A 21335-nucleotide genomic window follows, 5' to 3' on the forward strand; every position below is an offset into this window, starting at 1 on the left:
TGTTGCAGTCGAAGAAGGTCTCACCCACCCACTGGCTGGCGGATCCCCTCATCGAGGGGTTCGCACCGGGGATTGTCGTTGCACGGCTGCGTTGTCGCCACCAGCGGACCCATTCCGATCAGGCGACCGCGCCTTCCTGGCCGCGCTGCTACACCAGCGGATCAGCCGGGGAAGCCGACAACTTCCCCGGCAATGCGAAACACCACTTCCGCAATCGCACCAACGCTTCTTCGACGATTGTTGATCGAACTGTCGGCCATTTCTGCCAAGCTGCGCTGCAACGATCCGATGAAAGGACGCAGCGGCGTGACCGAACAATCCCTGCTGGACGCCCACCGATTGCCACTGCCACTTCCCCCGGACCCCCTGAGCCCGATTCCGGACGAAGTCGAACGCGAACTGGCCGCCTACCGGGCAGGCGACGTCGCGCAAGCACAGACCTCGCTGAGCACGATCGCCGAATCGGGGCGCACCGCCCTGTCCGGACACGCGGCCATGGCGCTGGCGGGGATCGAACTCGCCGAGAACGGCCTCAGCGCCACCTGCAAGAAGTGGCTGGAACAGGTCGCCTCGGGCGAGGACCCCTGGCTCGGTCCCTTGGCCGTGGTGATGCTCTCCTCGGACTTCGAGAAGCACATCGCAGGACCCGAGCCCCTGCTCAGCAACCTCGCCGACCAGCTCACCGGAGACCTGACGGCCGCCCGGCAGGGATTCGAACAAGCCCTCACCCACCTCGAAGGAGCGTGGGAGAACGAGTCCGAGTACGACGACGATGCCATCAGCGCCATCCTGAACCAGCGGGACATCACCAAACTCCTCTTGGGCAACGTCCTGATCCAGACCGGCGACTCGGCCGCGGCCCGCAAGCCGCTGAGCAGTGCGAGATCGCATTGCGACGGCCTGCTCGCGGCCTACGCGAGCTATCTCGAAGGACACGTGCTCCACGAGCAGGGAGAGAACGAACGCGCGAGCCGGGCGCTCTTCTACGCCGCCGACGAGGCCCACCCGAGCAGCTCCGGGACCGAGGGACTGCTCCCGTGGGCCTTGATCCGGTACGGCGAGTTCCTGGCGAGCAACCCGTGGCTGGACATCGTCGTCGACCAGGTGGAGGAGAACCACACGAGCGAGGGCAGCGTGATCCGGTTCCCCTTCGAATCCGCCCTCACCTTCAAGAAGGTGAGCCAGCCCGCGCTGGCCGATATCGGCCTCCACTTGTTCCCCGCTTCCGCGGACTTCGAACCGGTGCACGCAGCCCTGGAGCGGCTGAGGACCTGGAGCGACGAACGGTACGAACGCGCCCGCAGACTGACCCTCGTGCTCCACCAATACGTCGACGACTGGCGCAACGAGGAGAAGACGCAAAAACTGGCAGAGCTGTGGGAGAAGCTCGACCTCCCCCACCTCCGCTGAACACCCGCTGAACAGCCGGGGAAGCCGACAACTTCCCCGGCAACGCGAGCGGGACTGAACCCGGGCACCGACATCCAGGCGCAGCGCCTCGCATTGGGCATGGCGGTGGACGGCATGAAGCCGGGCACTGTGGACGGCCTGTTCTGGTCCGGCGGCCTGCCGACCCCGGAGGTCACCGACCTGACGACATCGTTGGTCCCCCGCCACCCAGGAGCAGAACAGGCCCTCGGAGGTTGACCGTTCGGCGCGGGCGGGTACCCGTGAGTTCGGCGCGCCACAGAAAGACATCACTCATGTTCAGTTGCAGCAAGAGCTTGCGGAATGGCTTGCGCGGCGCGTCGGACGACGGCCCGAGCGGCTCTCGACATGCGAATCTTTCGCAGTCCCGTTCGGGTTGTCCGCCGGAAGTGGTGCGTTGTTCTTCAAGACAACACCGGACTTTCATCGCGCCTGGATAAACCTTGAGCGACGAACGTCGATCTCGGGGAGCATCCTTGTCTGAACCATCTTCTTCTGTCCCTCGTGGCCAGTCCGGCCGCCATTTGAGTCGCCGCGCGGTGCTTCTGGGCGCCGGGATGACCGGAGCATCGCTCCTGCTGCCGTCGCAGGGGTTCGCCGCGCCGGCCTTGGTGCGTTCCGGTCGTCCACAGATCAGCCACGGCGTCCAGACCGGTGATGTCTCGGCGTCAAGTGGGGTCGTGTGGGCCCGAGCCGACCAGCCGGCTCGGATGTTCGTCGAGGTCAGCCCGACCGAGAGTTTCCGCAGCGTAGAACGCGTGCGCGGGCCGATCCTGGACCCCAGCCACGATCTGACCGGAAAGGTCCAGCTGCGCAAGCTTCCCGCCGGGCAGGACGTCTTCTACCGCGTCATCCTGGCCGACCCGGACGATGACGCGCTCACCGGCGAGCCAGCGTTCGGTCGGCTTCGCACGGCGCCAACCGGAGCTTCCGACATTCGCTTCCTGTGGTCCGCCGACCTCGGTGGCCAGGGCTGGGGCATCGATCCGTCCCGCGGCGGCTACCGGATCTTCGAATCGATGCGCGCGCTGAACCCGGACTTCTTCATCTGCTCCGGAGACCTGATCTACGCCGACGGCGTCATCCCGGCCGAGAAGCCGCTCGCCGACGGCACCACGTGGCGCAACATCGTCACACCGGAGAAGTCCAAGGTCGCCGAAACGCTGGACGAGTACCGCGGCAACTACCGCTACAACCTGCTCGACGAGAACATGCGCCGGTTCAACGCCGAGGTAGCGCAGATCAACTCGTGGGACGATCACGAAGTCGTCAACAACTGGTATCCCGGCGAGATCCTCGACGACAGCCGGTACACCGAGAAGCGAGTCGACGTACTGGCCGCGCGGGCGCGCCAGGCCTTCCACGAATACCTGCCGACCACCATCCGCGGCGATGAGGAAGGCCGCGTCTACAAGGTCAAGCGGTACGGCGAACTGCTCGACGTGTTCGTCATCGACATGCGTTCGTACAAGGACTCGAATACGCCCGGCCTGGAAACCAAGAGCGACGGTGGCGTTTTCGGACGTCGGCAGCTCGACTGGCTCAGGGACGAACTGCGCGCCTCTCGTGCCACCTGGAAGGTCCTGGCCGCGGACCTGCCGATCAGCCTGGTCGTTCCGGACGGCGCCGCGATCGAGGCGATCGGACAGGGCGACCCCGGGGCCCCGTTGGGCCGGGAGCTGGAGATCGCCGAGCTCCTGTCCTTCGCCAAGCGCCACCACATCACCGGCATGGTGTGGGTCACCGGCGACGTGCACTACACCGCCGCGCACCACTACCACCCGTCCCGCGCGAGCTTCACCGACTTCGATCCGTTCTGGGAGTTCGTCTCCGGCCCGCTCAACGCGGCGGTCGGCGTTGCCCCGCAACCGAATCGGGTCGACCCCACGTTCGGCCCCGAGGTCGTCTACTCCAAGGCAGCGCCCTCACAGCAGGTCGGCAACCCCGGCTTCGGGTACCAGTTCTTCGGCGAGGTCGCCATCGACCACGCCACCCGTGCCATGACGGTCCGGCTCCGCGACATCGACGGGATCGTCCTCCACACGATCGAACTCGCGCCGCCGGAGTAAACCGCTCCGCAACCGGCAGGGCTCCCGAGCGGACGCCCCCCCCCCCCCGGTTGCATCAGAGGTTCACGCGGCGATGGCCGTCCCCCTGGCTCGGCAATGGGATGTTGTCGCCAAATGTGGACTCCTGCCGACCTTCGGGGCATTGGCAGGAGCCCGTGGCGGCTCCGGGTTTTCAGAACCATCCGTTGTTGCAGTCGAAGAAGGTCTCACCCACCCACTGGCTGGCGGATCCCCTCATCGAGGGGTTCGCACCGGGGATTGTCGTTGCACGGCTGCGTTGTCGCCACCAGCGGACCCATTCCGATCAGGCGACCACGCCTTCCTGGCCGCGCTGCTACACCAGCTGCCAACGCACGTGCTGCACCGGATGCGGTTGCTGGTCCGGCGCGTCTCCAGCACCTGGGCGGACTTCCTGCGCTCCCGAGCAAACGCACTCCTCGCATGCGACTTCTTCGAAACGTTGACGTCCTCCCCACGGCTAAAGCCGGGGGATTCCAACCAGCGCTAACGCCGGATCACCTTGTCCGGGCGCGCTTGTACGTACTCGCGGCGGAGTTGTCGGAGGGGCAGCAACCTGTGGCCTGGCTGGCAGGAGGGCTGTGTGGGGTTCACCGGGCTGCGTGCGCATCCTGCCGAAGGGTGTCCCAGCGGGCGGCATGTGGGTTCAACGGGTGAGGAACTGGGGGCATCGGTACGGCCCCACCGTGCGGTTGGGGCCGACGAGGGTGACCTGGACTTCGTCGGGGCGGGTCCCGTGCAGGAGGGATTCGGCACGGGCCAGGGTGCAGACCACTTGCCCGGTGAAAATGCCCGGGGAGGTTTCGACTGGTGTGTCGGGCAGTTCGACGGTGACCTGGCCTCGGTCGGAGGTCGCGTGGAGTTCCTGGTCGTCCCGCAAGAGGGTCGACAGCCCACTGTGCAGCTCGGTCTCGTTGGGGCCGCCAAGGAGCAGTTTGATGGCCACGCGGAGATCGTTGATCTCCACGCCGGGGCGCGCTACGCCACGCAGCCCGGAGTCGGAGGCGAAGTACACGCGCATGCCCTGGGGAAGGCCGGTGGCCGGTTCGCCGGCACCGAGTACGTCGGTGGGCTGGACGCCACAGCCGGCGAGTGCTGCGACGAAGGGGGCGACGGCAGCCAGGACTGCGCGACTGCGGATCACGGTGTTCCTTCCACGTGGCGGGGCAGGCGCAGGGTGAACACGGCGCCGCCTTCGAGACCGTTGTCAGCGTGGATCGTTCCACCGTGGAGGTGGGCGTTCTCCTGGGCGATGGCCATGCCCAGGCCGCTGCCTTCGGATCGGGTGCGTGCGGTGTCGGCTTTGTAGAAGCGGTCGAACACGTGCCGGATGACCTCCGGGTTGAGCCCCGGTCCGTGGTCGGTGACCTCGATGGTGATCTCCGCGTCGGATGCGCGCAGCGTGACGGTGACGGGGGGCGCACCGTGGCGCAGGGCGTTGCCGACCAGGTTGGCCACGATCACGTCCAAGCGGCGGCGGTCGAGCAGAGCGCGGACGCTCTCGTCGGGTAGGTCGGTGTGGACATCGTCATGCCAGCCGCGGACGGTGAGGGTGGAGCAGATCGTGTCGCCGACGTCGATCTCACTGCGATTGGGGTGGATGGCTTTGGCGTCGAACCGGGAGATTTCGATGAGGTCGTCGACGAGTCGTGCCAGCTTGGCGGTTTCCGCGCTGACGGTGCGCATCGCGGTCGCGCTGTCTGGCGGGAGCTGGTCGGCTTCTTCGTCGAGCACGTTGGACACGATGGTCATCGCGGTGAGTGGCGTGCGCAGCTCATGGGAGACGTCCGCGGCGAACCTGCGTGCCGTGGCCTCCTGCTCGCGCAGGTCGGTGACGCTGGTCTGCAGGGCTTGGGCGGTGGCATTGAAGGTGTGCGCCAGGTCGGCCAGTTCGTCGCGGCCGGTCGGCTGGGCTCGGGCACCGAGTTCTCCGGCGGCGAGCCTGCGGGTGGCGTCGCCCAGGTTCCGCACCGGGCGCAGGACGGTGCGTGCGGCGAGCAGAGCCAGGACGGCGGCGAGGATGATGACGGGGATCGTGCCGTTGCGGACCGTGCGCAGCAGGTCGCTGACGTCGCGTTCCTCGTCCTGGAGGGACACGATGGCGTAGACCTCGAGTCCGGACGTGCGGTGGGATTCCTCGAAGGTGACCGGGGTGCCGAGTACCAGCCAGGGCCGCCCATCCTTTGTGATGCGTTGGACGTTGAGTCGGTCCCCCGTCCGGACAGCGGCTCGCATGGTGGGCGTGATGCGCGATTCGTCCGCCCCGGGACGGGACGATGCGGTGAGGCCCTGGTAGCCGACGATGACGTCGGCATCGCGGAGACCGGCCTGGGACACGTCACCGGCGAAGCGCTTGAGCGTCTGCCGGCTGGGGGGAACGTCGAATTCCCGTGCGAGGCCGCTGACGCGCTGTCGGAAGTCCTGTTCGAGCGCGGTTTGGGTGCGGGTCACGATGAAGCTCCGCGACTCGTGGTACGCCAGGGCGGTGGCCGTGACCGCGCTCAGCGCTGCGACCAGCACGAAAGCGGCTATCAGCCGGGTGCGCAGGCTTCCGAGCAGCGGCATCGCCCGGTTCGTCACCTGGACTGCCTGCCTGGAGCGGATGCGTGCACGTGGGCGGAGTCCTCGACGGGAATCGAACCGGCTCATGGCCGTCCGAAGCGGTAGCCGAACCCGCGCACGGTCTGGATGTAGCGGGGTTGTGCGGGGATGTCCTCGATCTTGGTGCGCAGCCGTCTGACGCAGGCGTCGACCAGCCGGGAGTCGCCCAGGAAGCCGTGCTCCCACACCAAGTCGAGGAGCTGTTCGCGACTGAGGACCCGGCCGGATGCACCGGAGAGCTCCAGCAACAGCCGCAGTTCGGTGGGCGGCAGCACGATCGGCGTGCCGTGTTTGGTGACGGTCAGCGCGGCCCGGTCGATCACCAGACCGTCGAGCTCGGTGGTGTCGGTGCGGGCCGGTTCGACGCGACGGAGCACGGCGCGGATTCGCGCCTCCAGCACGCGGGCGGTGATCGGTTTCACGACGTAGTCGTCGGCGCCCGCCTCGAGGCCGCTGACGATGTCGAGGTCGTCGCCGCGGGCGGTGAGCATGATGATCGGCGTCGCGCCCAGGGCCCGGGTGCGGCGGCACACCTCGAAGCCGTCCATACCGGGCAGCATCAGGTCGAGCACCACGATCTCGATCTGGTTTCCGACGGGCCGTGAGCGCAGCAGGGCCAGTCCTTCCTCACCGGTGCCGACCGCGTGTACGTGGTGGTTGTGCCGGCGCAGGACGAGTTCGATGCCGTTTCGCACGGAGTGGTCGTCTTCGATGAGCAGGACGTGCGGCATGACGCCCATTATGGGCACGACGACCTGCGTCCTCCGATCTTTGTTACGTGCTCATCACACCGTCATGGAGGTGCCATCACATCGGGCCGCGAGGGTGAATCCCATGACCCGATTCGACGGCGCGAGCCGCAAGCCCCCCGGCCTGCGTGCTGCGACCCTGATCACCGCTGCCCTTGCCGTGCTTCTGACCGCATGCGGCGGGCAGGACCAGCCCGGCGACGGAATCGCCTCGGCCGGCGACCCGCCGCCCGCTTCCCCGGCAGCGGGGGAGCCGGCCCCGGCTGGCCGGCAGGGCGGCAAGAGCGCCTTCTTCGACGCGCAGCTCAAGTACGTGCAGTGCATGCGAAGGAACGGTATCGAGGACTGGCCGGATCCCAAGCTGAGCGGCTATTCCGACTGGTCGAAGATCCAGGTCGTCCAGGCAAGGCTGCAGTCCGGGCCGAACGCCCGGCAGGGCCAGGACAAGCTCACTGAAGCCATGAGGACCTGCATGCCGGAGATGCAGGCGGCGGATGCGCTTGAACCCCAGCGGGACGCCCAGCAGGAGTACGAGTCGATGTTGGAGCACGCCAAGTGCATGCGTAACAACGGCGTGTCCGCCTTCACCAATCCCACGATGCAGGGCGGCCAGGTCATACCCGGTGGCGACGCGAATCCCACCGGCATGTCGATCGATCAGGACTCGCCCGCCTACAAGCAGGCTCGCGAGGCGTGCAAGGACAAGCTGCTCGACGGTCTGGACGGCATGCAGTGAATCGACGCACGGCACTCAGGAGCGCCGCCGTTGCGATGGCCGCAGCGGCGGTGGGGGGCAGCACGCTGGTGCTGGCCGGTTGCGGGAACCAGGGGGCCAATGAGGACAGAGCATCTGCGCTGCCCCCTTCCACCACCGAGATCACCCGGACCGACCTGGTCGAGAGCAAGACCGTGGACGGTCACTGGGACTTCGCCTCGCGCCGCGCGGTGAAGGCTGCGGTGGACGGCACCGTGACCACGGCCGCCACCGTGGGCAAGACGGTGGAGCGCGGTCAGGCGCTCTACAGCTTGAATGCCAGGCCGGTCGTGCTGCTCTACGGCACGACGCCGGTCTTCCGCGACATGAAGCTCGGTGACAAAGGGCCGGATGTCCGGCAGCTCCACCAGAACCTGCGTGCTCTGGGCTACGGCCGCGGGCTCAAGGCCACCCAGGAGTTCGACGGCGCCACCGAGGCCGCGGTGAAGTCCTGGCAGAAGGACCTCGGCATCATCGATCCCAGCGGCGTGGTCGGCCAGGGCGATGTCGTCTTCCAGCCGGAGGCCGTCCGGGTGGTGTCCGCGGACGCACCGCTCGCCGAGCGGGTCGGCCCGGACAAGCCGGTGCTCACGGTGGCATCTCCGCAACCGATCATCCTGGCCGACCTCGATCAGTCCGATCAGGACCTGGCCAGAACCGGGACCAAGGTCGAGGTCACCCTGCCGGAAGGCACGACCGTCCACGGCGAGGTCTCCAAAACCATCCAGCCCGACACCACCTCTGATCCCAGCAGCGGCGGGACAAGCGGCAGTTCCACGCAGTCGGGCCTCAAGGTGGAGATCACCCTGGCCGAGCCGGTGCAGAACCCAGGCGCCCAGGGCACGGCGAGCGTGCGGTTCATCCAGGAAAGTCGCCGAGGCGTGCTGACGGTCCCGGTGGAGGCGATCGTGGCGCTGCGGGAAGGCGGGTACGGACTTCAGGTCGTGACCGGCAACCAGGTCCGGGTCGTCCGCGTCGAGCCCGGCATGACCGCCGACGGGCGTATCGAGGTGACCGGTCCAGGCTTGGCCGAAGGTATGAAGGTCGGGGTGGCCACGACGTGAACAACCCGGCACCGGCCGTCATCGAGCTGCGGGAAGCCACCAAGACCTATCCCGGCGGCGTCCATGCGCTTCGCAGCGTGAACATGCGGGTGTGCCAAGGCGAACTGGTGGCGATAGTCGGTCCATCCGGATCCGGTAAGTCGACGCTGCTCAACCTGATCGGCACTCTGGACAGGGCATCGAGTGGCCAGGTCGAGGTCGCGGGGTACGACGTGGGCGCGTTGTCCGACACCGAGCTCTCAACGCTGCGCGCCCGGCACATCGGGTTCGTCTTCCAGCATTTCCACCTCGCCCCAGGACGCGATGCGGTGACCAACGTGGCCGACGGACTGCTCTACGCGGGCGTCCCCCGCAGGCAGCGTCGCGACCGCGCCCGCACCGCTCTGGAACGGGTAGGGCTGGGACACCGGCTCGGCCACGAGCCGAACCAGCTCTCCGGCGGGGAGAAGCAACGGGTGGCGATCGCCCGCGCCCTGGTCGGCTCCCCGGACCTGCTGTTGGCCGACGAGCCCACCGGCGCACTGGACACCGCATCCGGTGAGGTGGTCATGGAGCTGCTGCGCGAGCTTCACCGGGCAGGCACGACCGTCGCCGTGATCACCCACGACAACGACATCGCCGATGCGATGCCACGACAGATCCGGTTCCGAGACGGTGAGATCGTCTCCGATGCGTGCACGGGCACCGGGGTTGTCGCGCGCCAGGAGGTAAGCCGATGAGCGGGAGGCTTACCGCCGCACGCATGTCGCCTGCCGACATCCTGCGGACCGGCGCGACCGGCTTGCGAGCCCGGCGCACCCGGGTTGTGCTTTCCGCCCTGGGCGTCGCGATCGGTATCGCGACGATGGTGGCCGTCATCGGCCTGTCCACGTCCAGCCGGGCGGATCTCATGTCACAACTGGATCGGCTGGGCACCAACCTGCTCACCGCCGAAGCAGGCAAGGACTTGGACGGCGATCCGGTCAAACTGCCCAAGAACGCGGTCGCCATGGTGAATCGGATCGGGCCCGTCGAGAAGGCCACCGCGACCGCCGAAGTCGATGCGCGGGTACGCCGCAGCGACGTGGTCCCCAAGGAGATGCCCGCGGGCGTGACCGTGCAAGCGGCTCGCTTGGACCTGCTGGATGCCTTGAACGCTCAGGTTGACAGTGGAACCTGGTTCACGCCCGCCAGTGAGAACCTGCCCGCAGCAGTACTCGGGCACATCGCCGCCGAACGCCTGGGGGTGACCGTTGCCGGTGAGAGAATCCTCCTCAACGACACCTGGTTCGTCGTCATCGGCGTACTCGCCCCGGTGGAACTCGTGCCGCAGTTGGACCGGGTAGCCATGGTCGGGTTCCCCGCCGCCGAGCGATACCTCGGGTTCGACGGGCACCCCACCACCGTCTTCGAACGATCCCCGGACGAATCGGTGGAAGCCGTCCGCGATGTCCTCGCCCGCACCGTCAACCCCGGCGCCCCGGAATCGGTCAACGTCAGCCGGCCATCCGACGCGCTCGCCGCCCGCGCAGCCACCGACAAGGGACTGACCACTCTCATGCTGGGGCTGGGCGCCGTGGCGCTGCTCGTCGGCGGTGTCGGCATCGCCAACACAATGATCATCTCCGTTCTGGAACGCCGCCAGGAGATCGGCCTGCGTCGCGCCCTCGGCGCGACCAAAGGCCACATCCGGATCCAGTTCCTCACCGAATCCCTGCTGCTGTCCGTGCTCGGCGGCGCGACCGGTGCGGCATTGGGAACGATCGCAACCGCCACCTTCGCCGCCGCACAGGGATGGACCGCAGTCGTCCCGGCGTGGGCGCTGGGCGGCGGCATCGGGGCAACACTGGTCATCGGCGCCATCGCCGGTCTCTACCCGGCCATCCGCGCCTCACGACTGCATCCCACGGTCGCTCTCAACACCACATGAACCGCAAGACCCGCCCAACTCCGCGTGTCCGACCTGCCAACGTGCGCGGGGCTAGTCCTGGCCCAAGACCAGCGCGCGCCCACACCGGAGTGGCGCTGGCGGCAGGCAACCTGGTGAACCGCATTAGCCGACAGACGGTCATTACGGCCAGGACCAGGTCGCCGCTCGACCAACACCAAGCGCACGACACACCCGCGTCCTCTTGACCGTCCTTCGCATTGCCTGATCGCAGGCTGCGACGAGTGCAAGTCGCGCCGGTAGAGTTGCTGCTCGGGCAAGCACATCTCTCTATCGGATCCGTGGACGACAATGTTGATCGCTGAAAGCACCGAGGTGCTGCGATCGGGAGGAACACGATGAGCGACGGGATTCGGCACGGCAGCGTCGACCTGCGGACCGAGCGGGCGCACGGCGCGCGAATCTACGACTACATCCTCGGCGGCAAGGACAACTACGCCGTCGACCGGGCCGCCGCGGAGGCCACCAAACAGGTCTGGCCCGCGCTTCCAGTGCACATGCGCGCCAACCGCGAATTCATGCACCGCGCCGGCCGCTACCTTGCCGCCGAGTGCGGCATCGACCAGTTCCTGGACATCGGTACCGGCATTCCCACCTCGCCGAACTTGCATGAGGTCGTGCAGGAGGTGCGGCCGGAGGCCCGCGTCGTCTACACCGACAACGACCCCATCGTGCTCGTGCACGCCCGCGCGCTGATGTCCAGCACCAAGCAGGGCTGCACTGCTTACGTGGACGCCGACCTACGCGACCCGGACACGATCCTGACCTCCCAGGAGTTCCGCGAGACCTTGGACCCGAGCCGGCCGATCGGGCTGATGCTCATTGCGGTCGTGCACTTCATCGAAGACGACGACGAGGCACTGGACGTCGTGCGGCGGATCATCGACGTGCTGCCCTCCGGCAGCTACATGGCCGCCACGATCGCCACCGACGACTTCGCCCCGGAGATGCTGGCGGAGGTCCGCCGGACCTACCACGAGCACGGCGAGACCCTGCGCTGGCGCTCCCGGGCCCAGGCCGCCCGATTCTTCGACGGCCTCGAACTGGTCGAGCCCGGGATCGTCCAGATGCACAAGTGGCGCCCGGACTCCGACGCCGACCTCGCCATCCCGGAGGCCGACATCGCCATGTACGGCGCCATCTCCCGCAAGCCCTGAGCCAAGCCCGCTGTGCCTGGATAGCCCCGGGGCTCGCTCGAGGCACACGGACCTGAACCAGATGAAAGCAGTGCTCGCCGCGAAGAGCAGCAACGCGACCGTGCGGTGTGGCTGGGCGCCACGAACTCCTCGACCGCACCCTGATCTGGAACCAGCGGCACCTGCTGCACGCCCAACGGGAGCTCGAGGAGTTTTACAACTCGCACCGGCCTCACCAACGCATCGCGAACGCCCGCCCGCCGCACCCCTTGCCGGAACGATCCCCGATCCAACCCAGACCGCCCACCTGACATACGAAGACGCGCGCCTGGACGGCAGCCTCAACATAGATCAACAGAGTCTTTTTGTTGCGCTGTCAGCCTTTTCGACGCTCTGCGGACACCCATCGCGAGTCGGCCGCCGCATGATCAACCATTCGTCGGAGTCGAGACACGGATCGTGAATTAGCTTTGGGCCGAACGCGGGTTCTCGACCACCCGGCGAGTGAAGGTGTCCCGTTCCGGTCGCCAGCGGTTCCACGGCTGTGGGATACAGGTGTCGTCCCCTTCGCCAACGTTCGAGAGGTCAGGGTGCGCGAGTTTTCCCCATCCACCCCACGGCGAGCCGGTCGTCCACCGTCGCCGCGCACGGCAGCAACTAGTCCTTTGTGGACGCTCACATTGACCGTGCGACGCACCTGACCCGAGTCCCACCCCAGCCGGGGATCTTCCCAGAACAAACTGGTTCTCCGCCGCTCGCGCCACGCGCGGACGGCGTGGTCCCGTGCGTGCGACACGAGGAGTCCGATGGTCATCGACACCGCCACGACGTCCGGCGACACCGCGCTGAAGCAGAAGGTGTCGTCGCTCATGAGCACTCTGAAGTCCGACCTGTGCGACCTGGTCAGGATCAGGTCCACGGCGGGCGGCGCCACCACGGAAGCGGCCAACAAGGTCGTGTCACTGCTGAAGGAGGCCGGGGTCAGCGACGCCACGACCGTGAAAATCGGATCCGGCAGGGCACCACTGGTGCACGGCACGGTCACCGGCCGGACGGGCAAGCCGACGGTCTTGCTCTACGCGCACTACGACGTGCAACCGGCCGGGTCGTGGAACGAGACGGAAGCCTTCACGCCCACGGAGGTGAACGGCCGCTTGCGGGGGCGTGGTGCGGCCGACGACAAGTCCGGGATCATGATGCACGTCGGCGCGCTGCGGGCATTCGACAAAAACCCGCCTGTGAACCTGGAGATCCTCATCGAGGGTGAGGAGGAGAGCGGTACCGGCTCGCTGGAGGAGTACCTGGCGAAGCCGGAGAACAAGGACAGGTTCAAGGCCGACGCCTACGTCGTCGCCGACACCGGCGGTATCGCGGTCGGCCGTCCGGCGCTGACCGCCACGCTGCGCGGGATCGCCCAGGCCGACGTCACGGTGCGGACGCTCGACGCGCCCGTGCACTCGGGGATGTACGGCGGTCCGGCCCCGGACGCGTTCATGGCGTTGACCCGCATCCTGGCGACGCTGCACGACGACAAGGGAGACGTGGCGGTCGAGGGCCTGCTCAGCAAGCCGTGGACCGGTGCCGACCATCCCGACGAGACGACCTACCGGCAGAACGCGGGTGTGCGCTGCGGCGTACCACTGATCGGCACCGGGTCCGTGGCGCAACGGCTCTACTTCAAGCCGTCGATCAACGTGACCGGGCTCGACGGCGCTCCGCCGCCCGTCCACAAGTCACTCAACGCGCTGCAGTCCGAGGCAACCGCCCGCGTGAGCATCCGGCTGGTGCCGGGGCAGAAGCCCGCCGACGCGGTCGCGGCGCTGCGCAGGCACATCGACCAGCATCGCCCGTGGTTCCTGCCCGTCGAGGTGACCTATGCCGGTGGCGGCGAGGGCTTCGAAGCCCGGACCGGCTCGACCACCTTCGCCAAGGCCCAGGCGGCGTTGCAGGAGGCGTACGGGCAGGCCCCCACCACGCTCGGCCAAGGCGGCTCGATCCCGCTCGTCAACCTGCTCCAGGCCCGCAAGCCCGACGCGCCGGTGCTGCTATGGGGCTGCGAGGAGCCCGCTGCCCGCATCCACGCACCCGGCGAGAGCGTCCACCTCGACGAACTGGAGCGGATGACGCTCGCCCAGGCCCTGTTCCTCAAAGCCCTGTCCCAGCAGTGATCACCAGGAGGATGAGATGACCGCGCAGGAACCGCCCAAGCTGGACGACAAGTCGTTCGAGCTGTCCAGCAAGGGACTCAGCGACAAGGAACGCACGGCCCGGCTCGGGGAGCTGAAGAAGTACCTGGACTACTACCAGGAGCACTTCCTCGGCTACCAGGTGAACCAGGACTTGCACGAGATCCGGGAGGACCTGTCGCACTTCCTCGGCGTGCACACGAACAACATCGGCGATCCCTACGTCGACTCCAACCTCGCCACGCACACCAAGCCGCTGGAGAAGGCGGTGCTCAAGCGGTACGCGGAGCTGTGGGGCATCGGGCCGCACGACGCGTCCACCAGCGAGCAGGCGTGGAAGAGCGCGTGGGGCTATGTGCTGTCCATGGGCTCTTCCGAGGGCAACGTCTACGGGCTGCTCAACGCCCGGGACTACCTGTCCGGCAAGATCCTGCTCGCCAACCCCGGCGCGGACCCGGGTCTGCTCATGTCGCAGGCCGCGGTCAGCGCGCCCTACCTGGACACGCCGACCAAGCGGGCCAACGCATTGCAGCCGGTGGCGTTCTTCTCGCAGGACAGCCACTACTCGGTCGCCAAAGCCGCGCACACGCTCGCCATCCCGACCTTCGGTGAGGTCGGCAACAAGTACTACAGCGAGTTCCGCGAGTACGAGACCTGCGGTTACCAGGACTGCTGGCCCGCCGAGATCCCGTCCAACGACGACGGCAGCATCAACGTCCAGCGGCTTGTGACCACTGTGGACTTCTTCGCCCGGCGGGGGCACCCGGTGCTGGTGGTCTGCAATCTGGGCACCACGTTCAAAGGCGCCTACGACAACGTGGGGCACATCGCCAAGCGGCTCCAGAAGGAAGTGTTCGACCACTACTCGATGGGCGAGCGGGAGTTCACCGTCAACACCAAGGGCGGCAAGCCGATCAAGGGCAAACGACGGGCGTTCTGGATCCACGTGGACGGCGCGCTGGGCGCCTCCTACCTGCCGTACCTGAAGAAGGCGCATGACGCCGGTCTGCTGGACGGGGAGCAGGTCGACATCCCGGACTTCGACTTCCGCGTCGAGCAGGTCAGCTCCATCGTCACCAGCGGCCACAAGTACCCCGGATCACCGTGGGCGTGCGGGATCTACATGACGCGCCGCAAGTTCCAGATCCAGCCACCGCCGATGGCCGCCTACGTGGCCTCGCCGGACACTACGTTCGGCGGATCTCGCAACGGTTTCTCGCCCATCGTGCTGTGGAACCAGCTCGCCAAGCACCCCGAGGAGGAGCAGGTCCGCCGCATCGCCCAGAGCGTCAAGCTCGCCCGCCACACCTACCACAAGCTCAAGGAACTCGGGAAGCGGCTCGGCAAGGACCTGCGCCCCGGCTACACACCGGAAACGCTCAGCGTGCAATTCCTGCAACCGAACAAGCACATCGTCCGCAAGTACTCGCTGGCGAGCGTCCCGATCGACGAGACGACCACGATGTGCCACATGTTCGTCATGCCGCACGTCAGCGAGGACGGCGCGCTGAAGAACCTCCTGGAAGACCTGGAGACCGACGGCAAGGCGTTCGAGCAGGACGGCACCGGGGGCCAGGCCGCGCCGCCCGTGGACTACCAGGCATCGGAGACCGCCGAATGGCAGGCCCTGCTGGGCACCGACCGCGGGTTCATGTGACCCGCTGACCCCGGCCGGGGCGGACCGCGCTGCTTCCGCCCCGGCCGCAAGCCCGCAACCGCAGACCGTGTCGACGCTTTGGAACTCCGCGGCCGACAGCCGACGGAATGCTTCGGCGCGGAAGCTGGTGACATCGCCTTCAGGCAGTGGCCGCAGCTCCCACCACCCCCACGGCGGCCGCAGGCTCGGCCTCGGTGTCGGCGCTCGGTGCGGGTGGGATCAGGGCCGGATTCACGACCTCGGCCTGCCCTTGCCGACAACCTCATCCGCACTGGTGAGACACGGCGGACACGGCGTTAGGGATAGGGTGCGTTTTCAAGGTCCATGACGATTTTTTCGCGGCTTGTGCCACCCAAGAGGCCGTCGACGGCTGAGTCCGCGGCGCCTGCGGTGCAGGCCGGCACCGGGATCGGCCAGGCCGAGTTCCAAGACGGCGCAGTGGAGATGATCCGCGTGCTGCGCGTGGTCCGTCGCTCGGCTGTGTTGAGCCCCGACCCTCCTGACTCTGACCTACTGCGCCCAACTGCATGGCGAGGTTGTGCAGCGTCCCAGCCAGATCGGGCTGACTGCCGCGGCACACGGTCAGAGCACGAGAACAGGATCACCGCGTCCACCTTGGCCGCCGCCGAAGAGCTCCGGTGCCCGCAGCCGGACGGCAGGCGGGCACCGGGGAGCTTCACCGGTCCTGCAGCTGCAGCATCGCATGTCCTGGGACCACACAGCGACAGACCCGGCGCGCACCGAACAGAGCAGTTCGCCTGGCGCGGGCTGACCAAGTACGGACCGTTCAGCCGCGACGAAGTAGGCCTCGTGGCTCCTCTCGTCGAGGCATCCGACAGGCATTGTCTGCCCGCCCGCGCTGTTCCGGATCGCAGGCGGGCAGACCACCCGTTTTTCAGCGTTGCTTGGCGCGACGCTTCCGGCTCACGAACACGAATGCCGCGCCCGCACCGAGGAGCACTGCACCGAGGAAGATCATCTCTGCCAGGTTGGAAATACCGGTGGAGGCCAGCGAGCCCGGCCGCGTGTTGGATGGGGGCGGATTGGTAGGCATCGGGGCCGTCGGCGGCGTGGCCGTCGGTGGCGTAGACGTTGGCGGCGTAGGCGTCGGCGGCGGCGGTGCCTGTGGGATGTACACGGCGGCGTCGATCGTGTGATCAACCCCTCCTGGGTTGGCGGGCGCCGTGACAGGTGCGTATCCGTTGCACAGCTGCCCGGTGGTCGGCGGGATCACATTGGAGTCATGTGCCCGGTCCTCACCGGCCAATGGGAGTGTGAACCGCAGCTCGGTTGCCGGCGGCTGGCTTGGCACCTTGCTGGTGTTCGCGGTACACACGTCGAACTGCACCGTGTACTTCGCACCCGGCGTGAGCTCGTAGGCGGCGCCGACACCACCAAAGTAGTACTCGCCGGCGGCATCGGTCTTGGTCGTGGCGACCTGCTTACCGCTGGCGTCCAACAGGTTGATCGTCGCACCCGGCAGTGGCACCTGTCCGGGGTCCTGGATCCCGTTGTGGTCGCCGTCGAACCACACCAGGTTGCCGATCTGGATCGGCGCATTCGCTGCCGCATACGCGATATCGCCGAGCCCACCGGCCTTACCGAACCCATTCTCGCGCCGACCAACGAACTCGTAGGCGTTGGCGGCCGGGTTGTTGCCGGGACCCTCGCCGGTCCTGATGTTGTGGTAACCGGTTCCGCTGGTTTCGATGTGGACGGTCGGGTCGAACTCCGTGCTGATGACCCATTGCTGCTGCGGAATGTAGGCCACCGAACCTAGCGCGGTTTCCTGGTGCCCACCGGAAAAGAACTCACCCGGGAAGTATTCGACGACACCATTGCCCTGCCCGCCGTCGGTGGCGGGTTTCGCGTGGTTGGGACAGTTTCCGGTGCCTTCCCACGAGTATCCACCGGCGGGATTGGCGCAGGCCATGTTGATGTCACCACCGGACATGCCGAGTTCCGGGGTGTTGTTGCCCGGCCGAGGGTCGATCCCACCCGCGCTGAGAACGTCCATGAACCGGTCGCGGAAACCCAGGATCATCGAACCGTCACGGGCGAAGGCGAGGCTGGCCAACTCCGGCTGCGGATTGATGAAGGCGCCGCCCAGGCGGAATTCGTCCCAGGTCGACAGGTCGGTGTTCCACGGGTTCCAGTGGTTGTTCTGGGCCTCGCCACGTCTTCCGACAAAGACGTCACCGCGCTCGGCAGTAAGCGGGTGGGTCAGCACCGTGCTGAATTGCCTGCCGTCGTAGGCGTAGACAACAGCCTTCAGGTCCGCCCGGTTCTGCGTGCTCTCCGCGGAGCACACGCCACCGACGTAAAGCGTGTTGTTGTGCGTTTCAAGACCGAACGGCCGCCAGTCGGTGGGCGCCGCGCAGCCCGGGTCCGGGATCGGCACCGCCGCTTCGGGTACTGATGCGGTGGTCCCGGTCGCATCGAAGCTCACCAGAGTCCGGGTCAGCAGGTTCACCGCGTACAGGGTCGCGCCGTCCTCCGACAGGGCCAGGCTGCCGATGCTCTCTTTACCCGGCGCGTTGGTGAACCCAGCGTCCTTGTTCATGTTGGCGGTGTCGTGCGGCGTCACCGTGGCGAATGGCACCTTCGCGAACAAGGTTGGCGCGCCCCCACCGTCGGCCGGCACGGTGTAGATCGCATCACCACCATCCGGCCCGTATGGGGCGTGCCGCCGGGCGAACGCGCTCTGGAACAGTCGCTGCCGGTTCTTGTCGTAGGCCAGCCCGAACGTCGTGCCCACCTGGGATTGCGTGGTGAGCGTGGTCGGACACGCTACCTCGCTGGGACACGTACCCCGGCGGTTCGCCCCGAACGCCACCAATGACCGGGTGTCTGTCCCACTAGCGGCATTCTGGATCGGCACGAAATACCGCGAATCCGGAAGTGCATAGTCGGCCGCGTCCCAGACCCCGGTGATCACCGAGGCGTTCTTGCCGCCTGACACGTCGACGAACGTGGTGAAGCTGTCGAAGTGGTTTGCCGCCGTCGAGGCCGGTGCCGCCTGCAGATAGTCACTGTACGGCGCAGGGATGGTGACGTCGACGCGGTACTGGCCGCCGGTCAGCACGGTCGACGGCGACACCACGACTTTTCCGGTGGTATCCGTGATGCCGGTGACGCGATGGCCGGCCGGGTCGGAAACATCAACCTTCATACCCTGCTGCGGCACGTCCATCGTCGTGTTGATCACGCCTGTGCCGAAGAAATCTCGCAGAACCTGAACCGTCAGTGTGCCGTCAGTTGCCGAAGCGCCGGCCGTCCCCATTATCGTGCCCGTGGCGCTGCCTACCAGCAACAGAATGCTCAAGCCCAACCGCACCAGCCGCTTCCCGGCTGTCCGGCTCGATCCTCTACCGGATCGGCTCATAGCTATCGCTGCCCCCTTGTCATGATGAACAAGCCCTCTTCGGGCTGAACAACCGCTTCATAGCCCAGGTGACAGCTGACCCCGAGAGATCATCCCGAACCGCTTTATATAACCAGAAAGCCGTGCGACTGCCAAGATGGGTGTTTTAGGGGCGCATCAGCGGACCTGTTAGCGTCGCGCCGCGTGCGGAGCATGAGAATCCGGCGAGGTCTCCCGCGGCGCGCGGCCGGCCGACGCCAATGGCTGCGGCCACGCTGGGTGGCAGCCGTCATCGGCATTGCGGCTGCCGCAGTGGTCGCGTTTCTGGTCACTGGCAACGACTCAGGCCCTACCGGTCCACGTGCATTGACCTCGGATGAGGCGAATCGGCTGGCGATCACGCGGTTTCGCAATTACCAAGCGGGGGGCCGCGCGGTGACGATCATCGTGCCGAGCACCGCCGGTGGGCTGGTCATCAATGGGTCCATCGACTACCGCGCCAAACTCGGTTACGGCGTGGTGCACGGCACCGGGCGCGATACGTCCAGCAACGGGCTGATCGAATGGACGGCCACCACCGTGCTCGTCCACCCGATGGCGAACGCCCCGGCGGAAGCACCGGCATCGCCGCCCGGGTCGGATTGGTACAGCCGTCCGCTGCAAACGACCGGCAGTGCGCTGGACACCTCGTTGGCCATCGCGCTCAGTCTCGGCAGCGACCGGCCTGACAACGCCGCACTACTGCCGCAGAACGGCGCCACCTGGACTGGACAGGACCAGGTGGACGGCCACCAGGTGGACGTCATGACCGGGCCGGACGCCGGTGCCAAGCCCGGTACGGCGGGCACCGTGCGCTACTGGATCGGCTCGGACGGCACCATGTATCGGGTTCAGGTCAAGGTGGCTTCCGAACCGCAGCCAGTGGTCATCGATTTCGACACCGAGAAATATGTTCCGGTTCAGCCGGTACCTGGAGTCAGCCCGCCGCGGTAGCCGCCGCTCAGGATGTCTGCACCAGCGCACTGCCGGCGAGCAGTGACGCTGACGGCAGCGGGATGCTTGCGGTGTCCGGTAGCACCGGAACGGCCGGAACAGCCGTGGCACCGGTGGTGGTGGCATTCGGGAACTGTGGCTGTGCGTCAGGCACAGCCACATCGGTGAACGGGATACCGCCGGGTGCCTTCGGCATCGCCCACGTGTCGGACGGCGTGGGCGACTGGGCAGGAACCGGGCAGGACGCGATCGTCGCGAGCTGAGCGGGCACCGTCGTGCGCAGATCATTGGCGTGCAGGCAGTTACCCCGTCCCTGCGTGGCGGTGGGAAACGTCCAGCCGACGTCAATGCCGTTGGCGGCGAAAGTGTTTTCCACGATCTGGTTTCCGTCCGGCGGTAGGTCGGCGGTTGCGGTAATCACCAGCCCAGCGTTGATGTTGTCGGCGATTCGGTTGCGGCTGAACTGATTCCCGCTGCCGCCATCGATGCCGATGCCGATGCCCCACCCGCCGTCGGCCTGCTCGGGGGTGGGTGTCTGCTGGTTGCCCGCGACCAGGTTGCCAGCGACGACGGAACCCTGTTGCGGGAGCAGCTTCTCCTGGTGGTCGGAGTTGATGGTGAGTCCTACCCGGTTCCCGGCAAAGCGGTTACCGACCACGTACATGTCGCCACTGGCGTTGGTACCTTCGTAACCGACCGCGTTGAGTTCGGCGATGTTGTCCCGCACCACGATATTGCACGGCTTGCACTGCCCGACATAGATCCCCGAGTCAGCCGAACCTGACGCGTACGAGCGCTCGATGACACCGTCCTGCGCGGAGAACGCGTAGATGCCGTACAGCCCGTTGCGGGTCGCGGTCACATGGGAGACCAAGAACGATTTCAGGAAAGTGACGGGCTCGTCGCCGGTGTCGTAGCCGCCGCTTGTCCCCGGCAATCCGGCAACCGCTTTCGCCGAACCGGTGACCAGTACCCCGTTCTGCGTGTTGTTCTCCACGGTCAGGTTCTCCACGGCCACCCCGGGTGCGGCGACGACGATGCCGTTCGGCTGCTGCAACCGCCCGTCGATAATGACCTTGTCCCGGGACTCGCCACGAAGAGTAATTCGAGCCGTGGCGATCTTCACGGACTCCTGGTACACGCCCTGCGCGACCAACACGAGGTCACCGGGCTGAGCGAGAGACACCGCGGCCGAGATCGTCGGGGCGTCAGCCGGCACTCGGATCGTCACGTGTGCACCGGTCGGTCGTCGGCCCTGGCCCGATCCGTCATCGCCGGCGCCGCAGCCGGCCAAGACGAGTGTCAGCGTACCCAGCACCGCGACTGTCACGCGAAGACCGAAACGAGGCATGATCGCAGTTTGGCATGGACGCCGGAACCTGTGGGAGG

Annotated in this window: 16 protein-coding genes; 11 read left to right on the forward strand and 5 right to left on the reverse strand. The window is 67.1% G+C overall.

The annotated features are described in order from the left end of the window. Nucleotides 1-306 precede the first annotated feature (306 nt). The 3 genes from E1288_RS33960 (at nt 307) to E1288_RS33970 (ending at nt 3497) form a co-directional block, all read left to right on the forward strand. Entirely contained in the window at nt 307-1410 is a 1104-nt protein-coding gene (locus tag E1288_RS33960) for a hypothetical protein (protein ID WP_132492604.1), read from the forward strand. A 114-nt stretch (nt 1411-1524) separates the two neighbouring features. Next, nucleotides 1525-1647, forward strand: coding sequence for a hypothetical protein (locus E1288_RS49930; RefSeq protein WP_268951981.1), 123 nt, complete (start codon nt 1525-1527; stop codon nt 1645-1647). A 338-nt stretch (nt 1648-1985) separates the two neighbouring features. Further along, entirely contained in the window at nt 1986-3497 is a 1512-nt protein-coding gene (locus E1288_RS33970) for an alkaline phosphatase D family protein (protein WP_132492606.1), read from the forward strand. A gap of 664 nt (nt 3498-4161) precedes the next feature. Here E1288_RS33970 and E1288_RS33980 read toward each other — a convergent pair. The 3 genes from E1288_RS33980 to E1288_RS33990 form a co-directional block, all read right to left on the reverse strand. Next, on the reverse strand, nt 4162-4659 hold the full coding sequence (locus E1288_RS33980) for a GerMN domain-containing protein (protein ID WP_207954703.1): 498 nt from the start codon (nt 4657-4659) through the stop codon (nt 4162-4164). Continuing rightward, a complete protein-coding gene (locus E1288_RS33985) occupies nt 4656-6095 on the reverse strand; it encodes a HAMP domain-containing sensor histidine kinase (protein ID WP_328592521.1) in 1440 nt (479 codons plus the stop codon). The genes E1288_RS33980 and E1288_RS33985 overlap by 4 nt, the downstream gene beginning before the upstream one ends. Before the next feature lie 65 nt (nt 6096-6160). Continuing rightward, nucleotides 6161-6847: a response regulator transcription factor gene (locus E1288_RS33990; RefSeq protein WP_132492610.1), complete on the reverse strand. Its 687-nt coding sequence runs from the start codon at nt 6845-6847 to the stop codon at nt 6161-6163. A 103-nt stretch (nt 6848-6950) separates the two neighbouring features. Between E1288_RS33990 and E1288_RS33995 the strand changes: the two genes are divergently transcribed. The 7 genes from E1288_RS33995 to E1288_RS34030 all read left to right on the forward strand — a co-directional run bounded on the left by E1288_RS33995 (nt 6951) and on the right by E1288_RS34030 (nt 15589). Beyond that, entirely contained in the window at nt 6951-7601 is a 651-nt protein-coding gene (locus E1288_RS33995) for a hypothetical protein (RefSeq protein ID WP_207954704.1), read from the forward strand. A gap of 35 nt (nt 7602-7636) precedes the next feature. After that, nucleotides 7637-8683 carry a peptidoglycan-binding protein gene (locus E1288_RS34000; protein ID WP_132492612.1) on the forward strand — a complete coding sequence of 349 codons (1047 nt, stop codon included), beginning with the start codon at nt 7637-7639 and terminating at the stop codon, nt 8681-8683. Beyond that, entirely contained in the window at nt 8680-9402 is a 723-nt protein-coding gene (locus E1288_RS34005) for an ABC transporter ATP-binding protein (RefSeq protein WP_132492614.1), read from the forward strand. Before E1288_RS34000 ends, E1288_RS34005 begins: the two co-directional genes overlap by 4 nt. Further along, nucleotides 9399-10592 (forward strand): ABC transporter permease, encoded by a 1194-nt coding sequence (locus tag E1288_RS34010; RefSeq protein ID WP_132492616.1) that lies wholly within the window; start codon nt 9399-9401, stop codon nt 10590-10592. Before E1288_RS34005 ends, E1288_RS34010 begins: the two co-directional genes overlap by 4 nt. Before the next feature lie 356 nt (nt 10593-10948). Continuing rightward, nucleotides 10949-11767 (forward strand): SAM-dependent methyltransferase, encoded by an 819-nt coding sequence (locus tag E1288_RS34015; protein ID WP_132492618.1) that lies wholly within the window; start codon nt 10949-10951, stop codon nt 11765-11767. 785 nt (nt 11768-12552) lie between these two features. Continuing rightward, nucleotides 12553-13914, forward strand: coding sequence for a M20/M25/M40 family metallo-hydrolase (locus tag E1288_RS34025; RefSeq protein ID WP_132492622.1), 1362 nt, complete (start codon nt 12553-12555; stop codon nt 13912-13914). 16 nt (nt 13915-13930) lie between these two features. Further along, nucleotides 13931-15589 carry a pyridoxal-dependent decarboxylase gene (locus E1288_RS34030; protein ID WP_132492624.1) on the forward strand — a complete coding sequence of 553 codons (1659 nt, stop codon included), beginning with the start codon at nt 13931-13933 and terminating at the stop codon, nt 15587-15589. Nucleotides 15590-16484: 895 nt separating this feature from the next. Here the strand turns inward: E1288_RS34030 and E1288_RS34035 are convergent. Next, nucleotides 16485-18914 (reverse strand): SdrD B-like domain-containing protein, encoded by a 2430-nt coding sequence (locus tag E1288_RS34035; RefSeq protein WP_235883993.1) that lies wholly within the window; start codon nt 18912-18914, stop codon nt 16485-16487. Nucleotides 18915-19232: 318 nt separating this feature from the next. On the opposite strand from E1288_RS34035, the gene E1288_RS34040 reads away from it, so the two are divergent. Further along, a complete protein-coding gene (locus E1288_RS34040; protein ID WP_235883994.1) occupies nt 19233-19946 on the forward strand; it encodes a hypothetical protein in 714 nt (237 codons plus the stop codon). A gap of 7 nt (nt 19947-19953) precedes the next feature. Here E1288_RS34040 and E1288_RS34045 read toward each other — a convergent pair whose 3' ends face one another. After that, a complete protein-coding gene (locus tag E1288_RS34045) occupies nt 19954-21276 on the reverse strand; it encodes a right-handed parallel beta-helix repeat-containing protein (protein WP_235883995.1) in 1323 nt (440 codons plus the stop codon). Between the last annotated feature and the right edge of the window lie 59 nt (nt 21277-21335).

It is taken from the genome of Saccharopolyspora elongata, from assembly GCF_004348985.1.
GTDB classification, from domain to species: domain Bacteria; phylum Actinomycetota; class Actinomycetes; order Mycobacteriales; family Pseudonocardiaceae; genus Saccharopolyspora; species Saccharopolyspora elongata.

What these genes read in the sequence shown, in the direction of transcription:
- E1288_RS49930 (WP_268951981.1), top strand. Translation starts at nt 1,525, where the DNA reads ATGAAGCCGGGCACTGTGGACGGCCTGTTCTGGTCCGGCGGCCTGCCG.
- E1288_RS33970 (WP_132492606.1), top strand. Translation starts at nt 1,986, where the DNA reads ATGACCGGAGCATCGCTCCTGCTGCCGTCGCAGGGGTTCGCCGCGCCG.
- E1288_RS33990 (WP_132492610.1), bottom strand. Translation starts at nt 6,847, where the DNA reads ATGCCGCACGTCCTGCTCATCGAAGACGACCACTCCGTGCGAAACGGC.
- E1288_RS33995 (WP_207954704.1), top strand. Translation starts at nt 6,951, where the DNA reads ATGACCCGATTCGACGGCGCGAGCCGCAAGCCCCCCGGCCTGCGTGCT.
- E1288_RS34000 (WP_132492612.1), top strand. Translation starts at nt 7,637, where the DNA reads ATGGCCGCAGCGGCGGTGGGGGGCAGCACGCTGGTGCTGGCCGGTTGC.
- E1288_RS34010 (WP_132492616.1), top strand. Translation starts at nt 9,399, where the DNA reads ATGAGCGGGAGGCTTACCGCCGCACGCATGTCGCCTGCCGACATCCTG.
- E1288_RS34015 (WP_132492618.1), top strand. Translation starts at nt 10,949, where the DNA reads ATGAGCGACGGGATTCGGCACGGCAGCGTCGACCTGCGGACCGAGCGG.
- E1288_RS34025 (WP_132492622.1), top strand. Translation starts at nt 12,553, where the DNA reads ATGGTCATCGACACCGCCACGACGTCCGGCGACACCGCGCTGAAGCAG.
- E1288_RS34030 (WP_132492624.1), top strand. Translation starts at nt 13,931, where the DNA reads ATGACCGCGCAGGAACCGCCCAAGCTGGACGACAAGTCGTTCGAGCTG.